Annotated in this window: 14 protein-coding genes; 7 read left to right on the forward strand and 7 right to left on the reverse strand. The window is 48.6% G+C overall.

The genetic code is table 11. The annotated features are described in order from the left end of the window. Positions 1-57: 57 nt before the first annotated feature. A complete protein-coding gene (locus GC101_RS21780) occupies positions 58-972 on the forward strand; it encodes an AraC family transcriptional regulator (RefSeq protein ID WP_246354442.1) in 915 nt (304 codons plus the stop codon). A 705-nt stretch (positions 973-1,677) separates the two neighbouring features. On the opposite strand, the gene GC101_RS21785 is transcribed toward GC101_RS21780, so the two are convergent. From GC101_RS21785 to GC101_RS21795, 3 genes are all read right to left on the reverse strand, one after another. Beyond that, positions 1,678-3,072, reverse strand: coding sequence for a SpoVR family protein (locus GC101_RS21785; RefSeq protein ID WP_171718939.1), 1,395 nt, complete (start codon positions 3,070-3,072; stop codon positions 1,678-1,680). Between the two features lie 157 nt (positions 3,073-3,229). Beyond that, positions 3,230-3,649, reverse strand: coding sequence for a hypothetical protein (locus GC101_RS35840; RefSeq protein ID WP_216626699.1), 420 nt, complete (start codon positions 3,647-3,649; stop codon positions 3,230-3,232). A gap of 129 nt (positions 3,650-3,778) precedes the next feature. Next, positions 3,779-4,696: an ArsR/SmtB family transcription factor gene (locus tag GC101_RS21795; RefSeq protein ID WP_171718940.1), complete on the reverse strand. Its 918-nt coding sequence runs from the start codon at positions 4,694-4,696 to the stop codon at positions 3,779-3,781. Positions 4,697-4,972: 276 nt separating this feature from the next. On the opposite strand from GC101_RS21795, the gene GC101_RS21800 reads away from it, so the two are divergent. Both GC101_RS21800 and GC101_RS21805 read left to right on the forward strand, forming a co-directional pair. Then, positions 4,973-6,769, forward strand: a complete 1,797-nt coding sequence (locus GC101_RS21800) for a glycoside hydrolase family 2 protein (protein ID WP_171718941.1) — start codon at positions 4,973-4,975, stop codon at positions 6,767-6,769. A 36-nt stretch (positions 6,770-6,805) separates the two neighbouring features. Continuing rightward, entirely contained in the window at positions 6,806-7,921 is a 1,116-nt protein-coding gene (locus GC101_RS21805; protein WP_171718942.1) for a glycoside hydrolase family 88/105 protein, read from the forward strand. Between the two features lie 100 nt (positions 7,922-8,021). Here GC101_RS21805 and GC101_RS21810 read toward each other — a convergent pair whose 3' ends face one another. Continuing rightward, positions 8,022-10,271, reverse strand: coding sequence for an FAD-dependent oxidoreductase (locus tag GC101_RS21810; protein ID WP_171718943.1), 2,250 nt, complete (start codon positions 10,269-10,271; stop codon positions 8,022-8,024). Positions 10,272-10,410: 139 nt separating this feature from the next. Here GC101_RS21810 and GC101_RS21815 point away from each other — a divergent pair, with 139 nt between their 5' ends. Continuing rightward, entirely contained in the window at positions 10,411-11,211 is an 801-nt protein-coding gene (locus GC101_RS21815; RefSeq protein WP_171718944.1) for an AraC family transcriptional regulator, read from the forward strand. Between the two features lie 125 nt (positions 11,212-11,336). On the opposite strand, the gene GC101_RS21820 is transcribed toward GC101_RS21815, so the two are convergent. The 3 genes from GC101_RS21820 to GC101_RS21830 form a co-directional block, all read right to left on the reverse strand. Continuing rightward, positions 11,337-12,878, reverse strand: coding sequence for an ABC transporter substrate-binding protein (locus tag GC101_RS21820; protein WP_171718945.1), 1,542 nt, complete (start codon positions 12,876-12,878; stop codon positions 11,337-11,339). 141 nt (positions 12,879-13,019) lie between these two features. Then, positions 13,020-13,904, reverse strand: coding sequence for a carbohydrate ABC transporter permease (locus GC101_RS21825; RefSeq protein WP_039304534.1), 885 nt, complete (start codon positions 13,902-13,904; stop codon positions 13,020-13,022). 12 nt (positions 13,905-13,916) lie between these two features. Further along, positions 13,917-14,897 (reverse strand): ABC transporter permease, encoded by a 981-nt coding sequence (locus GC101_RS21830; protein WP_171718946.1) that lies wholly within the window; start codon positions 14,895-14,897, stop codon positions 13,917-13,919. A 1,144-nt stretch (positions 14,898-16,041) separates the two neighbouring features. On the opposite strand from GC101_RS21830, the gene GC101_RS21835 reads away from it, so the two are divergent. From GC101_RS21835 to GC101_RS21845, 3 genes are all read left to right on the forward strand, one after another. Continuing rightward, positions 16,042-16,302: a hypothetical protein gene (locus GC101_RS21835; RefSeq protein WP_171718947.1), complete on the forward strand. Its 261-nt coding sequence runs from the start codon at positions 16,042-16,044 to the stop codon at positions 16,300-16,302. A 115-nt stretch (positions 16,303-16,417) separates the two neighbouring features. Continuing rightward, on the forward strand, positions 16,418-16,741 hold the full coding sequence (locus tag GC101_RS21840; protein WP_246354443.1) for a hypothetical protein: 324 nt from the start codon (positions 16,418-16,420) through the stop codon (positions 16,739-16,741). A gap of 31 nt (positions 16,742-16,772) precedes the next feature. After that, positions 16,773-17,213 carry a hypothetical protein gene (locus GC101_RS21845; protein ID WP_171718949.1) on the forward strand — a complete coding sequence of 147 codons (441 nt, stop codon included), beginning with the start codon at positions 16,773-16,775 and terminating at the stop codon, positions 17,211-17,213. Positions 17,214-17,327: the final 114 nt, after the last annotated feature.

The raw sequence follows: 17,327 nt of genomic DNA on the forward strand, positions 1-17,327 counted from the left end.
CAAATCTGGAACAGACCGGCTGGCTGCCGGTTGTTATAATGGAATCAGCTTTGTGTTATGGAAAGGCTGGTGGATCACCTGAATTACAGCAGAGAGATCGAGCGGAGTATTGATTATATTGAGGAGCATCTGCGGGAGAATCTGACGGCAGAGGAGATTGCCGCACAGGTGGGGTATTCGCTGTATCATTTTTGCCGGATGTTCAGCCAGTGCCGGGAGATTCCGGTCATGGAATATGTGCGCAGCCGGAGGCTGTCCCTGGCAGCAGTAGAGCTGTTTGGCGGGCGGCGGATTACGGATATTGCGCTGGAGTATGGTTTTGAGACCCCCGGCGGCTTCGCCAAAGCCTTCCGCAAGGCCTTCGGCTACAGTCCCTCGCAGTATGCGGCACGGATGGACGGGTATCTCCGGGACAGATCGGTGTACCAAATCGGAGATTATATCTGGGAGCCCGTGATGGTGAGCAAACCGGCGTTTAAGGTGGCTGGTTATGGCATCGAAACGAACGTGGAGGCCGGAAGCTATACGCAGGACGTCGCTTCCTTCTGGTATTACTATGACGGAGACAATCTGGAGGATAAAATGTACGCCAAGCTGAACCCGCCGAAGCACGGGGAGGTTGGCTTATGTATTCCGGCAGACGATGGCGGCAACGCCGTCTACCTGCTGGGGGTTATAGTGGAGGACTTCAGCCTTGTGGCTGAGGATATGGTTACCGCTGTTGTGCCTGCTGCGCAGTATGCGGTATTCACGACACCGCCGGTGGATAATAGCGATGAGGAGAACCCGGATACTTTTGCCCAAGTGGTGAAGTCTACGTGGCAATATATCTTCGAGGAATGGTTCCCGGAAAGCGGTTATGTACATGACGAGGGCAAGCTGAACTTTGAGTACTACGACGAGCGGTGCCATGCGCGGGTAGATACGGTGATGGAGATCTATGTTCCGGTGGTGGAGCGGCGGGGAAAATAGTAGCTAAATACGGCGGAGGCAAAGGCTGTGCGGTGAAGGGCGTAACTGCGGGGATTTTGGACTTCCGGTCGCTGTTAAGATTGGATTTCTTCATTTAAACCGCTGGGCAGCGGTGGAAATCCAATCTTAGCTTATGCTTCCGAAGCGAGCTTTCCTATGGAAAGCTTTCAGGCGAACGCTATCGCTCCTACAGTTCCCAAATCCCCTCCGTTACTCCCACCGCCCAGCCTTTGCCTGGTTATTAGTCCTATTGTTCCGGCCGCTTGGTGGTGGCGGCCGCAAGGAAGGCCCGCAGCGCACATTCCAATGTGCTGGCGGGCCTGGATTTTGTAAACCGGTAAACCGCTGCTACACCCGCTGACACTTCGTACAGGGCCGGGTGTAGCAAAAACCACCAACCACGTTTACCATGGATTATTAGCCGGAACTGACTGAATGCCAGCAGTTATGTGTTAGCACAGGTCATCACGCGAGCAAATTCCCCGCTGGGATTCCACTTTTACAAGCTGGTTGTACTTTGTACAATAGAAACCCCTATATTTGTTACTGAATCGAATTCTGTTGTATTTCGTGCATTAGATTTCTGCGTGTAGAGTAAAAAACAGCCTATTCTCTAAATTCAATTGTACAAAGTACAATTGCTAGTATTGTAATCCATCATAGAGTGCTCTCCGGGCTCAGGTTGAGCTGTACTAAGAGGACACGCTACATAAACTTCCGCTGCACCTTTTTGCCGTCATAGGTAAAAAGGGCTTTTTTGTCTTCCACAACAGTCTGCAGATGCACGGTGCGGCCCCACAATGAGTAGATATGCGGGAGGGTGCGTTCCAGGTACTTGAGATCCAGCTCGATGCTCTCGTAGCGGTGGGCGATCAGCAATTCGCCGTTGCGCTCATAGTCGGCATCCTGGACAACGAGGTACGGTGAGCCGCCGTTAACCCGGGCCAGCACAAGCTGGTCACGCACATTTTCCCAGGCTTTGTCGGTGATCTTCCATTCCGGGCCTTTTTTCTCGAAGACATAGAGGTCAAGGTCGTTAACCAATTGCTTCGACAGGTAGCTGCGGATAAAAGAAATGTCGGAATCCAGCTCGCGCACCTCGAACATTTTGTCCCGGTCCCAGCGGCGTTCGATATCCTCGAAGATTTTCAGCCCCAGGTAATAAGGGTTCAGGCTCTGGCGCGAAGGCTGGACTACAGATGAGTTGAGCTTGGCGTATTCCACTGTTTCCTCGGCCGTCAGATCCAGCTCGCGCATGATCCGCTGATGCCAGTACGAAGCCCAGCCTTCGTTCATGATCTTGGTCTCCATCTGCGGCCAGAAATAGAGCATTTCGTCATGCAGCATGGTCATGATGTCGCGCTGCCAATCCTCCAGGGCGGTGGAATATTGCTGGATGAACCAGACGATGTCCTTTTCCGGCTCCGGAGGGAAGGTTCGTTTGCCTGCAGTTTCCGGCGTTGGCGGGGCGACATCGCTCTTCTCCAGATCCCACAGCTCACTGTAGGCATTCGCAGGACCGGGACCGCCGGGAGGGGAGTCCTTGCGCTCTTTCATTTTGGCTTCGAGCAGGTGGGTCTTGCCCAGCTTGCGCGGCTGGATCAGGCTGGGATCAATATGCTCCTGAATCGCCAGCACAGAATCGATGAAGTTCTCCACCGTATCCGTTCCATAGGTGACCGAATAATCGGCGATCCGGTCAGCGGTAGCCGACATGCTCTCGACCATATCCCGGTTGGACATCGAGAAGCGCATATTGTTCTTGAAGAAGTCGCAGTGCGCCAGCACGTGGGCAACAATCAGCTTGTTCTGGACCAGCGTGTTGCCGTCGAGCAGGAAGGCGTAGCAGGGGTTAGAGTTAATGACGAGCTCGTAAATTTTGCTGAGGCCGAAGTCGTATTGCGACTTCATTTTATGAAAAGTCTTACCAAAGCTCCAGTGTCCGAACCGGGTGGGCATCCCGTAGGCACCGAAGGTATAAATGATATCCGCAGGACATATCTCATAACGCATCGGATAAAAATCGAGGCCGAAGCCGGTAGCAATCTCCGTAATCTCGGCAATCGCCCGTTCCAGCGCTTTAATCTCATCACCGGGCATGCATCCATCTCTCCTTCCAGCTTGTGAACCGTTCTTCTTATGTATATGGGCGGAGGGGAGGGAGTATGATGGGCATGCGCGCTGCATGAAGGGGATAGAAGAGTTATTGTACAAAAAATAGCCTAACCACAGCGAATACGCTAAGAGGTCAGGCTATTTATTCGTTCTGGATATTGTTCAGTAACTGGGCAAACTCCTCTTCGCTGTCACTGTAAATGGAAATTCCATCTCTGCGATCCTTTTGAGCTTGTTGAAGTTGGGTGAGAACACCTTCATCTTTGAAGATAATCGAAGTCATTTGCTTCTTTTGTTCATCTGTAAGTATTCTGGTCATTCGAGCCACTCTCGGTCTACTAAAAACGCGAATTTCAACCTTCAATTCTTCATTTGCGGTATGTGACACAATCACGCCATCCTTAGATTGTAGCAGCTCCTTAGTCGCTTCTTGGGGGTCTTGAATAGCGCGGATCAGTGCGACTTCATCAACAAACTTAATGTTGCCTTCGGTATGTGATGCAAGGATTTGCAGCTTGACGTATTGATTGGGATAAATCCTCCGAACCTCTTCCCATTGCATGGCTGGCACCTCCAATTTGGTTTGTCCTTATATTGTATCAGAATATTTTCCATAAAAAAGCTCTCCAAAACGATCTATATCGTTCATGGAGAGCCTTTTTGCGTAAGCCTTGCCCAGCCTAAATATTCATTATTCTGCTTCGGTGTAGAATATTTTAAGCAGAATATTCTGCGAATAATTTCCAAAGTGCTCCCCGAATATGGTAAGTCCGCCTTTGTTTGTAGAATTCTCATCAATACCAATCTTCAACTTGATGAAGGGGGAATCTTCGATCTTTAAATGGGCCAGTGTAACCGATGATATTTTCTGACCGTCTATTCCCGTATCTTTCTTGGTGACTCTTAAATGCTTCAAAAGGCCGTACTGGCTTAGTTCATTATCCCACCAGGCTGGTGTTAATTTCCCGCGCACATCTGAAAAATTACCTGGAGCCGTCCAGGTGCCTAAAAAAACATCGTTGATATAAAAAGCGATATCACTGGGCCAATTATTGTTGGAACCAGGAAACTCTGAAGAAAGCTCTAAGGATAACTCTAATAATTCTGCAGTGAAATTTTGGTTGAAATCATTCGGAATCATATATTCAACGAAGCCCTCCGCAAACCAAAGTAATGAAGCATCGATCCGGTTATTGGATACGAAAGCCCGTTGATCATCTAACTTTCCGATTACTTTAGTTTGGCTGGCTAATCCACATGTAGGGGTAACTGAAAAGTTAGAATAGTATCCCAGCTTAATTTCATTAGTGATTACATTAAAAGGAAGGTGGAGTTTCTTCGGTAAGTTGATGGCAATATGATCAACAGCAAGAATGAAATTCTTCTTTCTGTTATCGGTAATCCCTAAGTTGTCCTGGAGCTTGATGATCTTGGCGTCCTCCAGTAACCGGATATGGCGTGAAACGATAGCTTTGCTTAAATTTAGCTTTTTGGCGAGCTCACTGACCGTAAGCGGTGTATGTAACAATAGTTTGAGAATGGAAGCTCTTGTGTCAGATGCCAGTGCTTTCAAAACAGAAATACCATTCTCATCGAGTTCTAAGAACATAAGTACCTCCTTACCCGGATCAATCTAGCTTCTAGCCGCTGCCTAACATTATAACATATTGTTAACTTTTTAGTTTACAATAATAGGTCCGGTTGGGCGGTAATTTATTATTGTATACCACAAAGTTGAAAATCACGAATAACGTTGATACAAGCTTGAAAGAACGCTTTCATCATGATAGTATTTGCTTGCTTGTGAGGAAGAGTTACTGTTGAACTCGCAAAAAAAAGTTAACTATTATTGTTGCGGGACTAATAGGATAGGAGATGAAGTTAGATGTCACATCGGATGGAATATCCGCGTCCACAGTTAGTTAGAGACGCATGGCTTAACTTAAATGGAGCATGGCAATTTGAATTTGATGACAAGAATGTTGGAGCTGCACAGCGCTGGTTTGATCCAAGTGAAAATTTCAGTCAGACCATTCAAGTTCCCTTTGCTTTTCAAACCCCTGCGAGTGGAATACACGACACCTCTTTTCATGACTATGTCTGGTATAAGCGTAATTTTACACTTGAGCCAGGTTGGTATAAGAAGCGTGTTGTCTTACATTTTGGAGCGGTAGATTATAGAGTCTGGGTGTATGTGAATGGTCATTATATCGGCATGCACGAGGGAGGACACACCCCATTTTCTTTTGATATTACACATGCATTAACCGGGCAGGAGGAACAGGTGACTGTTCACGTTGAGGACCCTTCGCAGGATGAGACAATACCCCGGGGCAAACAGTTCTGGTTAGAGAAGCCGGACAGCATCTGGTATACCCGCACGACAGGGATTTGGCAGACCGTGTGGCTGGAGGCGGTAAACCCTGTTCATATTCATCAGGTGAAATTCCAGCCCGATGTAGATCAAGGGAGCATTGGAATAGAAGTTAAATCTGAGGGATATGGATCAGAAGAATTAGATTTAGATATTCGTATTTCTTTTCGGGGAGTACCTGTTATTCAGGATCGAGTACGATTGCTGCAGCCAATAACACGTAGAACGGTAGAGCTATTCGGTTTGAAAATATTCCGAACAAACTTTCATCATGCCGGCTGGACTTGGACTCCGGAAAATCCTAATCTGTTCGATGTTGAAATGAAGCTGTACGATCATGGGGTTGAGGTGGATTGTATACAATCGTATTTTGGCATGCGGAAAGTTCATACAGAGAATGGTATGGTCTATCTGAATAACAAACCTTATTATCAAAAGCTTGTACTCGACCAAGGTTATTGGCAGGAAGGATTGCTTACTGCGCCAACGGATGAACACCTGAAGAAAGATATTGAATTAGCTAAAGAATTAGGGTTCAACGGTTGCCGTAAGCATCAAAAGGTAGAGGATCCGCGGTTTTTATACTGGGCAGATCGAATAGGGTTCCTTGTATGGGGAGAATGCGCGGCCAGCCCCTCTTACAATAATGATGCTGTAGCCCGGTTAACCAAAGAATGGATTGAAATTATTGACCGTGATTTCAATCATCCATCTATTGTTGCCTGGGTTCCGCTTAACGAGAGCTGGGGAATTCCGATGGTGAAATCGAATAAGCAGCAGCAGTACCACAGCTTAGCCATGTATAGTCTTATTCATTCATTGGATGATACCCGATTAGTGATATCGAATGATGGATGGGAAATGACACGAACTGACATTTGTGCGGTACACAATTATCAGCATGGCAGAGCAGATGAGACCGATAAGTATGAAGAATTCAAGCGGATTCTGTCCACGAAGGAAACGATGCTTGCTTCCAAGCCATCCGCCCGCAGTGTATATGCAGATGGTTATGAGCATCGGGGAGAGCCAATCTTGTTAACTGAATTTGGTGGTATAAGCTATAAGGCTGGCGCTGACGATGGTTGGGGATATACCAGTGCACAATCTTCAGAGGATCTTGTTCTAGAATATGAAAGAATTATGAAGGCTGTATACGCTTCTAAGATTATTTATGGTTATTGTTATACGCAGTTGACCGATGTGGAGCAAGAAATTAACGGTCTATTGGCCTATGATCGGACACCCAAATGCGATACGAAGTTAATTAAAGAAATCAATAATCAATGGCATCTGCGGACCATTTAACCGGAACATATTGAATGACAAGGAGCTTAGGAATCCATGACAAATGAAAACCTGCTTCAAAAAATTGGGCTGGTAGTAGATAAGCTGATGAATCTGGGCGGCAGCGACTATGAAAAGGATAAAACCGTGGTTCAGGCCGATACAAGAGTAGGGATTGTGCAACGGGATTTCGGAATTGAAGAATGGGACTGGCCGCAGGGCGTCGGTCTGTATGGTCTGTACAAGCTGCAGAAGGTTTACGGCGATCAACGCTATAAGGAATTTTTTCAGAATTGGGTTTCCCGTAATCTGGAGGTTGGACTGCCTTCAAAAAACATTAATACAACAGCTCCTTATCTGGCTCTGGTTCTGCTCCTGGATCAACTTGAGCCTTCCAGCCAACTGGAACAGCTATGCCGGGAACATGCGGATTGGCTCCTTCATGAGTTGCCCAAAACCAAAGAAGGAGGCTTTCAGCATACGGTCACTGCCATTGGCAACCGGGATGGAATTCACTTGCACAATGGACAGTTATGGATTGATACGCTTTTTATGGCGGTTCTGTTTCTGAACCAGGCCGGGCGCAAGTTCAACCAGCCGGAGTGGCAGCATGAAGCTGAACACCAGATTCTGCTCCATATCAAGTATCTGTTCGACAAACATACCGGCCTGTTCTTCCATGGCTGGAGCTTTGAACGTAATGATAATTTCGGCAGTATCTTCTGGTGCCGCGGCAATTCCTGGTTCACCTATGGCATCGTCGATTACCTGGAAACTTGCCAGGATACGATTAGCCCGGGCATCCGGAAATTTCTGGTGGATACGTATAAAGCTCAGGTCAATGCCTTGGTTTCACTTCAGGCAGCTTCCGGTCTTTGGCATACAGTCCTGCAGGACCGGGCCAGCTATGAAGAGGTATCCGGGTCGGCCGCAATTGCCGCAGGTATCCTAAAAGGCATTAAAGCCGGTATTCTGGATTCCTCATATCAGACTGCGGCAGACAAGGCCATTCAGTCGGTATGTCAAAATATTAGCGGAGATGGAACCGTACTGAATGTGTCGGCCGGAACCGGGATGGGAATGGATAAGGATCATTACAAGAACATTACCCTCATGCCGATGGCATACGGACAGTCCCTGGTGCTTATTGCCTTGTATGAAGCTGTAAAATAAACCCTGCGTAAGCTCATTTATTCATCTTTTCTTGGATACAAATAGCCTAATCCTTGAGCATTTACGCCAAAGGATTAGGCTATTTATCTTCTTTACTCAGTTACTCGTAAACCCGCACCTCAATAATCTCCGCATACTGGCTTCCGTTAGTCGCCCCGATCACAACGCGCAGGCGATCAGTTGTTACAGCTTCGGCAAGTGTGTGCACATGCTTGCGCTTATGATTGTCACTTCCTGCGGCGACTGCCGTCCAGTTGCCGTCCATGTAAGCTTCAATACGATAATCCTTGACGAGCGTTGGCAGGATTTCGTAAGGCGTGATGTGATGATGCAGGTTGATCAGGTCCTCATTCACATCGTCATTGAAGGTGACTTGCACCTGGCGGAGGGTAACCGGGGCGGTCCAGGCCAGCTCCAGCCATTCCTCGCGGCCGGATTCCAGCTGCTCAGAGGACCATAGATGTGGGCCTCCGTAAGGACGGAGGTATCCGTCCACCGCTTTGTCAGTGGCAAAGGCTTGGGTTGGCCCAGACAGGCGGATACACGGTGCGGTGTGGTCGAATTTCTTTTTGTCCCACAGCACTACTGGCTGTGCGGGCTGATTCTGGAAATCCAAGGATACTACAGGTGTGTTGCTATGCCCATAGGCAAGCATTCCTGAAGTTGGCTGATCTGCCATATGCAGCGCTATTGCTGCATTAGCCTTGATGATCAGAAAAGCATTACGCGGCGTCTCCGGCTGCCAGCGCAGGTCAAGCTTCACCCATTGCTGCGCCCCGGAGTTGACAGAAGCCGATGCGGATTGCAGGTGCGCATACGGAACATAATTCTCGGGCCGGCCGGTCTCCCATAGCTGAACGGTCAGCTCTGCTGCTTCGCTCGCATCAATCAGCAGCTCAATTCCGTCAAGCAGAGGATCGACCGGAAGGGTGATGCCGATGTCAGTCGTAAGAGGGACACTGAATGCCGGATGCTCTACTGCGAACCGGCTCCGTTCGCTGGAGGCACTGACGGCTGCCTGGAGCGCCAGATCGGATTCGTCTTCATTGCGCAGGCCGAGAACGGATGCATCCTGGCGCAGCATGGTCTGCTGCAGGTCTTGCAGGTGGTTCGCATGCAGTTCACGCGGCGTAATTCCCCTGGCTGCGCAGAGTGCAGCGCCGGTGCCGGCAGCTTCGCCGATGACCGCGCAGGTAGCCATAACCCGTGTCGTCCCGAACGCGACATGCGATGCGCTGATGTCGCGGCCGGCCATCAGCAGATTGTTCACATTCACTGAATACAGTGAACGGAACGGAATGTGGTAGCTGCCGTCGGAATACATATGCTTCGAGCCTGATTCGGTAGCATAGACACCCTGCGGCGGGTGCAGATCGATCGACCAGCCGCCGAAGCCAATGCGGTCTGCGAATTCACGCTGCGCAAGGATATCGTTCTGGTTCAAGATATAATCGCCTACGAAGCGGCGGTATTCCCGTTTGCCCGGAAGGGAGCCGACCCATTCCAGCGTCATATTCCCGGCATCGAATTTACCGGAATTCTTAATATAGTCCCAAATCCCGTAAATGATGGACCATAGCTCGTCGCGGATGGCCTCGTTATCATGAACGGTATCCTGTTCGCCGCCGAACTCAATCCACCAGTATGCGCAGCCATTGTCGCCGCTGCGGATGATGCGGTTCTCGGTGATTGACGTTTGTGTAATATCGATGGCCATAGCCGGAGCTATATATTTGACCGGATGACCGGCATCCTTGGTATAGAAGAGCAGGGTGCTGCCAAGAGTGATATCATCTGCAACCAGCGGTGCCCATTCTTCGCCCAATTCATCGCGCGCTTCGCGGCCCATCCGGAATTCTGCACCAGCCAGGAAGCCGACCAGCCCGTCTCCGGTGCAGTCCAGATAGACCGGGCTCTCAAAACGGATGCTCCGCTCTGATCCCATCATCCAACCGGTAACCGAACGGATCTGCCGCCCGCCGTCCGCTTCCTCATCCGCCTCGGCTTCATGCACATCCGTGTTCAGAAACAGCTGGATATTCGGTTCAGCCTGCACAGCCTCAAGCACAACCATATCCCATAAATATGGATTACCGTCCTTGTTGCGGTACTGGTTCTCTACAAACAGCTCCCCCATTATCCCCGTTTCCCGGGCATACCGGTGAATGCCGTGTGAGGTGGCGCCGCACACCCATACCCGCACCTCACTGCTGGAGTTGCCGCCAAGCACTGGACGGTTGTTGACCAGTGCGACCGTCTGCCCCAGACGTGCCGCTGCAATTGCCGCACATACTCCTGCCAGACCGCCGCCTACAACGGTTACATCCGTTTTGACCGTTTCTTTCCGCATGGTTGAATCTCTCCCCTGAGTTATGATAATATATCCGTAATTTCATAATAAATCACCTGTATATCAAATAACATGCATATAATTTCTTTTGATATATACTTTATTTCATTTCATTTACTGGTTGGAGGGAGAGCAGTGCATGCGAATTAATTGGTCAGTTCATCCAGTAGCCTATACGTATTGGGAGAAGAAGGAACAGTTCCTGCTGGAGTATGACACGTATCCTGTGTGGACGATATTTGCGGTGGAACAAGGGCAATTCGCCTACCGGTTCGGAGATCATGAGGGAGAAGCCGGATGGGGGGATATCATCGTATGTCCGCCGGGTACGGCCTTTTACCGGAGAACGGTGACAACTTTAACCTTTCATTTCATCCAGTTCGAATGGGAGGAGAAGCCGGGGCTTGAAGAAGCAGCTGCAACGCTAGGCGGAAGGTGGACGGTCAGGGATGTGGAGCGTCTGCTGTCGACTTACCGTTATATGAGGAACATCGGAAGAAGCATTCAGGAGGAGCCGGGCTTTGGACGAATGAAGCATATGCTGGAGGATTTGTGGAGACTCCTTGATATCGAGCGCAGCTTTGCGGCGGAGGAAATGCAATCCGAAGGGGAGAGTTCCGATCAGGACATGCAGAAGGCCAGGCAATGGTTGCTTGAGCATGCATGCACCCCTATGACGATGCAGGAGCTGGCGGCCGCGCTTAGTATCACACCGGTGCAGTTAACACGGCGGTTCCGGGCAGCTTATCAGGCGACACCTTCAGAATTTGTGACCGGAATCAGGCTCCAAAAAGCCTGCCTGCTGCTTGAAGATTCCACACAGTCCATTGAAATCATCGCCCAGCAGTGCGGTTATGAGAATGGCTTCTACCTGAGCCGCGTGTTCAGTGCGAAGCTTGGTTTAACCCCCTCGAAGTACCGCAAGCTGCACCGGCTATAAGAATTTACCAAACAAACGCGACAAACGCGCCTCTCCGAATAAGGAGGGCGCGCTGCCGATAGTTCATATTAAGGTTGTCCTAATCAGACAGCAGTAGAGCACAACTATACAACTCGAGCCGTATTCTATTGCTGCTTCGCATACCATTCAGAGAACTGCTTCTGGTATTCGGCGATGTACTTGTCGATACCGGCTGCTTTTAACCGCTCAAGTGCCTTAGGGAAAGCAGAATCATAATCACTGAAGCCGCTGCCGATCGGGGCCAGGTATTCGGTGAATACGCCGTTCAGCTTGGTTTCTTCATTCTTGACCGGGGTATTGTCGAAGTTGAAGCCCGCACCCTTGGAGATAATTGCTCCGTCATCCCATGCTTTGTAATCGGCAATGAAATCATCCGGTACGGTGTTGTCAAAGCGCATGAAGTTTTTGTTCATCAGCAGCCAATCGGGAATTAGTGAATCGGTATTGATTTTGGTCAGACGGCCGTTAGCGTCCAGCGTATAATCGGTTCCTTCAATACCATAGGCGAACAGGTCGTACAGCTCCTGGTTTTTTTGCAGCAGGTTGAAGAACATGACATAACGCTCAGGGTCCTTGGCCGCGGCAGAGACGAAGAAGGCGGTGCTGTAGGTGCCTCTGCTGATTTTTGGACGGCCGGTGCCCAGGAAATAATTGACCAGCTTGGCTTCAGGCACTGCCTGCGAGATGGTAGCTGCGCCTTCGAACGGACGTGCTGCGGTTCCTGCCCAGAACATTGCTTTGCCGGAGTTCCAGTCAGACTGCAGCTGAGGCACATTCGTTGCGGCGTATTTCGGAATGATTCCTTTCTCGTACCAGCCGTGCATCAGACCGGCATAGGTCTTGAATTCTGGGGATTCGAACCAGCTGATAATCTGATCATCCTTGGCCGACTCATCGAGGGCGATGAAATCATTTTGCCAGTACAGATTTTTGTCGGTGAAGTCATATTGCAGCATTCTGCGGGCGTCCGTGTTGGCATATCCGATCAGCTCGGGGTGAAGCGCATGGACTTTATCATAAAATTGCTCAAGCTCCGCAAGGGAGGAGACCTGTGTCATTCCTGCTTCCTCCAGCAGATCCTGCCGGACAAGCACACTGTAAAATTCAGCGGAATTCGGTTTGTTGCCTACAGGTACCGCATATTGTTTCCCCTCTAGCTGGAAGGCCCGGAAGGATGCCTCGTCCACCGCCGCACTCAAATCCGCTGCTGCTGCAGAGATATAGGGAGTGAGGTCCGTGTAGAGCCCTTTGGCGACAGATTTCACCATATAGTTGGCATCCGTATAGGTCGCGAAATCTTCGCCGGTCGACAGCATCAGGTCCGTTTTGCCGCCGCCGTATTCCGTCCAGGGCAGGAACTGAAATTCAACCTCGGCATTGATTTCTTTTTTGATCACATCATAGAACTCCGTCTTAGCCAGCTCCTTCATCCGGTTCGACTCGTCCCCGTACAGCACGATCTTCAGCTTGGCCGGCGCCAGAGCCGTGCCTTCAGTCCCGCTGCCCGCCGCCGTTGCCGGTGTTGTGCCTCCATTGCTGTTGTCCGTATTACCAGGGTTAGCGCTTTCATTATTGCCCTGCGAACAACCGCTTACCAGGAATACAGTTGCCAGGAGCAAACTTAACCAGCCTTTTTTCTTTGTCATGATGAACACCCTCCTGAATTAGAATTAATCTGTGAGGCTTATATTGCCAAGGCGGTGCTCCCGTAAGCTTATTGTACAACATGTCGGAGCATGGGAGCACACACCTGATGCAACCAATATTAGGTCAATGTGTCCGGAGGATCAGCCTTTCACCGACCCCACGATAATCCCTTTAACGAAGAATCCCTGGAGAAAAGGATACAAAATAGCGATCGGCAAAACGGTCAGACAGGTCATCGCCATCTTCGCGGTCTCCAGCGGCGGGGCAATAATTGCGCCGCCCACCTGTGCGGCATTGCCGGAGGCCAGGAACTGAATGTTCGCCATCATGTTGTACATCAGGTATTGGATCGTATAGAGATCCTGATTGTTAACCAGCATCAGCGGCAGGTAGAAGTCATTCCAGAACTGGAGCGCGTAGAACAGCGAGATGGTCACCAGTCCGACCCGGCCGAGCGGAATCATAATACTGAAGAAAATCCGCAGATGACCGGCACCGTCAATTTGCGCCGACTCGACAATCTCATGCGGGATACTGCGGAAGTAATTGGCCATCAGGAACATAAGGAACACACTCAGCACATAGGGAATGAACAGGCCGAGCAGCGTATCGCCAAGGTGATAGTATTTGGTGCTCAGCAGATACCAGGGCAGTGTGCCGCCGCTGAACAGCATCGTGAAGTAGGCAAAGAAGGCAAAAAAGTTCTTCAGCCGGAAATTCCGGACGGAGATGACATAGGCATAAGCGGTAGTCACCAGTACAGCGGTCAGCGTGCCGAGTACTGTTACGACCAGCGACATGGAGTAGGCCCGCAGAATCTGCTCTGCTTTGGAGCCAAACAGGAATTGATAGGTTTCGAACGTGAACCCCCGGGGCCAGAAGGAATAGCCCTCCGCAGCAATTCTCGACTCTGTAGATAGAGAACCGGATACCGCCAGCACGAACGGCACCAGGCAAATGACCGAGAATACCGCAATACAGACATAGAAGAAAATAACCAGCCCTTTGTTTTCAGTAGTTTGCATCGTATCGGTCTCCTAGAATAGTTTGCTGTCTTTGTCATACCAGCCGGCCAGCTTGTTGGCTACCAGCACCAGAATGAATCCAAAGACGGATTGATAGAGCGTAATGGCGGAAGCGAAGCCGAACTCACCGGAACGGATGGCCGTGCGGTACACATAGACATCGATAATATCGGTAGTGGGCAGCAGCAGCGGATTGAGGAACGTTACGCCCATGATCATACTCAGATCGCCCTTCAGCATGCCTCCGATTCCGAGCAGCGTCATCAGGATGATTGAAGGAATCAGCATGGGTATCGTGATTTTGGTGATAATCTGCCAGCGGGAGGCACCGTCGATCCGTGCCGCTTCATAATAGGAGGTGTCCACTCCCTGCAGCACCGCATAGTAGATGATCGCGCCGTAGCCGGCACTTTTCCAGATATTCGCGAGCACCAGGATCACTACGAACAGCCACGGGCTCGAATACCAGTCCATTTGCGACAGGCCAAGCGATTGCAGCAGCTGGTTGAGAATCCCTTTGTCATAGTCGAGCAGGGAGAACAGGATGGCTCCGATAATGATCCAGGAGATGAAATACGGGAAGAACATGACACTCTGGGTGATTTTGATAAACCACTTGCTGCGCAGCTCATTCAATATAATGGCGATAGCCACCGAGAAAAAAGTGCCGGTCAGCATGTACAGCGCATTCAGCATAACTGTGTTGCGGGTCGCCCTCAGGGCATCCTCCATACTGGAAAAGAAAAACTCGAAGTTGGAGAAGCCCGCCCACGGGCTGCCGAAAATTCCGTCGTTAAAGTTGTAGTTCTTGAAGACGAGAATCAGTCCGCTCATCGGCAGGTACGCAAATAAAATCAGAATGATGATGCCCGGCAGGGCCAGCAGATACAGCGAGCTGTCCTTCCTTAGGGATTTGCGGAAGCGCCTGGCGCTGGCAGTCCGTGTTCCCGGAATAAGCGGCTCCATCGTGCCGGGTGTTGCCTCTTGCGTCATATACAGTCCACTCCTTTATGCTAGCGTTATCATTTCATCCCGTGATTCAGGAGAACGCTTTACAAGGCAAATCATAATCCGGCGCAGAATGTAAACGCTATCATAATAAACGGGAAAAAGTTAAAAAATGCGGAATAAGCGGGCTTAAAAAAACAGGAAAAGCAGAAGTTTTCTGAATTGGGATGGTTAAATGCCTGATAAAAGCGGGGGAATGGCGTTGTGAATGGGAAGGGAGTTTTGGATTTGGGGGACCAGTACAACATTAGAGCAAAAGAAGTGAGTTCGTTCAATGCAGCAATTTATGTATTCAGCATTCCAACTGAAAATTCGGAGATAGTTGTATTCTGTACAATTAAAACCAGCGAAAAGGTAGGCTTGCATCGTATAACTGTATTCTGTACAACTAAATCTGCCCGAACGGGTGAAAACTATCGACAAGCACCAGTTTAATTGTACGAAATACAACTAAACGAAGAATTGGCGGGAAATCAGATGATTTAGTTGTACAAAGTGCAATTAAGTATATCGCATACCGGTAGCGGGTTACTTTAAACCGCAAACGGCAAACGGCAAACCACAAACCGCAAACCGCAAACCGCAAACCGCAAACCGCAAACCGCAAACCGCAAACCGCAAACCGCAAACCGCAAACCGCAAACCGCAAACCCTCACTAGGCAATTTGCCAATGTGGTTTTCATTAATTTATATCTGACGTTATAGTAGAGGCGAAGCTGTGGAGAATGAAATGGTGGATTGAAAAGTTAAGTGATAGACTTGAGGAAGAAAGCATGAGGCGGACGCGAAAATCCTGCATAAAATACAACATTTTCCTCAAAATCTCGGCTGTAAACCAAAATTGTTGTATAAAAGGCAGCATTTCTCCTCCTCCGGGCGGTTTAGCAGGACAATTCTTGTATTTTATACAACAATCTGCCCAAACACCCGGGTATATAGGTCGCCAAGTTGTAATATGTACAACATTTAAGTCTTTACAGACCTGTACCGTGTAAAAGGTAAGAGAGTTAGTTAGGATAAGCCAACAGATTTGGGCAAAATCCACAACTGTTCATAGGGAAATAATCCTTTTCCGCATAGAAAAAGATAAATAATTTCAATTGTTTTAATTTGAAGGGAGATAAAATAATGAGAGGTCGTGTGCATACAGAGTATCGGCGTTTAGGAGTTTTTGCTGTAGAAACTGAAGATTATGATTTCTCCATAATAGAGGTTCGGAGCGGGCTCCCATCCTTAGGTGACGAACTGGTTGGCGAGCTTAATTCACTTGGTGAAAAGCAGCTGTACAATGATACAACTCTAGAAAAATTGGATGTGTCTATTAAATCTATACATTTAATCCGTGATAATGTGAAGAGAGCTATTATAGATGCTGTAAGAGGGAAGTAGGAAGAAGACTCACATAACTGAAGTGTTAGTAATAGAAAATTTGATCAAGAACGCAGCTTTGGATCTGGCTAAGAATGATTTGGAATTTGGACTCACGGGGAGGCGGGTGGATTACTTGTTACCTGATATTGAAGCTAAAATAACAATATTAAAAGGTGATGGGATAAGAAATGGCCGAAGTATACCAGCGTACTCTGGCTATCGTCCTGCACATTTAGTTAAAGATGATTACTTAACAACGGGAATACATCAATACTACGGAGCGGTTGTAGTTCAACCTGGTGAAACTGTAATGGGAACAATTACTTTCATTACCCCTGAATTTTATCCTCGAACTTTGTGGATAGGTAAATTAATAAGAATACAGGAGGGCACTAGGATCGTCGGACATGCAGAGGTAACACAAATTTTCAATGAACTGTTGATAAAATCAGATTGATTCGGTGAGCAATTATCATAAAGAGGTGAGGATGATTAAAAAATCGGAAATTGAATTTAAAATGCGTCTAAGGGATGGTTACCCGGGACCCATACGTTTTGCGGATTTTATAGTTGACGGACAATCCTTATATGATAGTTATGCTAAGCATTATGACTTTGTATCATGTTTAGGGTGGGGTAGCGAGGATTTTCAGCAAAAACACATTTCAAGGTTGATATTATTGAGTCAGCCAGATTTCCCTAATGGAAAGAATTCAATATATATATGCCCTGCATGTGCTGATCTGGGGTGTGGAGCGGTATATTCATTTATCGAAATGAGTAACGACATTGTAACTTGGACTTTCATTGACGGCAGAGAACAGTTAATGAATAACTCAAAAACGTTTCACTTTGATAAGGAAGATTATATTAAACAAATTAATAGTACATATGGATTAGGCGGGTTTAAATTCCCTTGGGAGAAGTAAACCTTATTCATAAGGAGTGAAAAACTTCTTTCAATCAACCAGCGGCAGCCCAGGACCTCATCCGTCCTTGGCTGCCGCTGGTTGCATTTCCCCCTATCCGTCCCTGTCCGTTCC

It is taken from the genome of Paenibacillus phytohabitans, assembly GCF_013141775.1.
GTDB classification, from domain to species: Bacteria; Bacillota; Bacilli; order Paenibacillales; family Paenibacillaceae; genus Paenibacillus_AQ; species Paenibacillus_AQ phytohabitans.

Coding starts and splice junctions, on each gene's coding strand:
- GC101_RS21800 (WP_171718941.1), top strand. CDS start 4,973: ATGTCACATCGGATGGAATATCCGCGTCCACAGTTAGTTAGAGACGCA.
- GC101_RS35840 (WP_216626699.1), bottom strand. CDS start 3,649: ATGCAATGGGAAGAGGTTCGGAGGATTTATCCCAATCAATACGTCAAG.
- GC101_RS21835 (WP_171718947.1), top strand. CDS start 16,042: ATGAGAGGTCGTGTGCATACAGAGTATCGGCGTTTAGGAGTTTTTGCT.
- GC101_RS21795 (WP_171718940.1), bottom strand. CDS start 4,696: ATGTTCTTAGAACTCGATGAGAATGGTATTTCTGTTTTGAAAGCACTG.
- GC101_RS21820 (WP_171718945.1), bottom strand. CDS start 12,878: ATGACAAAGAAAAAAGGCTGGTTAAGTTTGCTCCTGGCAACTGTATTC.
- GC101_RS21780 (WP_246354442.1), top strand. CDS start 58: ATGGAAAGGCTGGTGGATCACCTGAATTACAGCAGAGAGATCGAGCGG.
- GC101_RS21830 (WP_171718946.1), bottom strand. CDS start 14,897: ATGACGCAAGAGGCAACACCCGGCACGATGGAGCCGCTTATTCCGGGA.
- GC101_RS21785 (WP_171718939.1), bottom strand. CDS start 3,072: ATGCCCGGTGATGAGATTAAAGCGCTGGAACGGGCGATTGCCGAGATT.
- GC101_RS21805 (WP_171718942.1), top strand. CDS start 6,806: ATGACAAATGAAAACCTGCTTCAAAAAATTGGGCTGGTAGTAGATAAG.
- GC101_RS21815 (WP_171718944.1), top strand. CDS start 10,411: ATGCGAATTAATTGGTCAGTTCATCCAGTAGCCTATACGTATTGGGAG.
- GC101_RS21810 (WP_171718943.1), bottom strand. CDS start 10,271: ATGCGGAAAGAAACGGTCAAAACGGATGTAACCGTTGTAGGCGGCGGT.
- GC101_RS21845 (WP_171718949.1), top strand. CDS start 16,773: ATGATTAAAAAATCGGAAATTGAATTTAAAATGCGTCTAAGGGATGGT.
- GC101_RS21825 (WP_039304534.1), bottom strand. CDS start 13,904: ATGCAAACTACTGAAAACAAAGGGCTGGTTATTTTCTTCTATGTCTGT.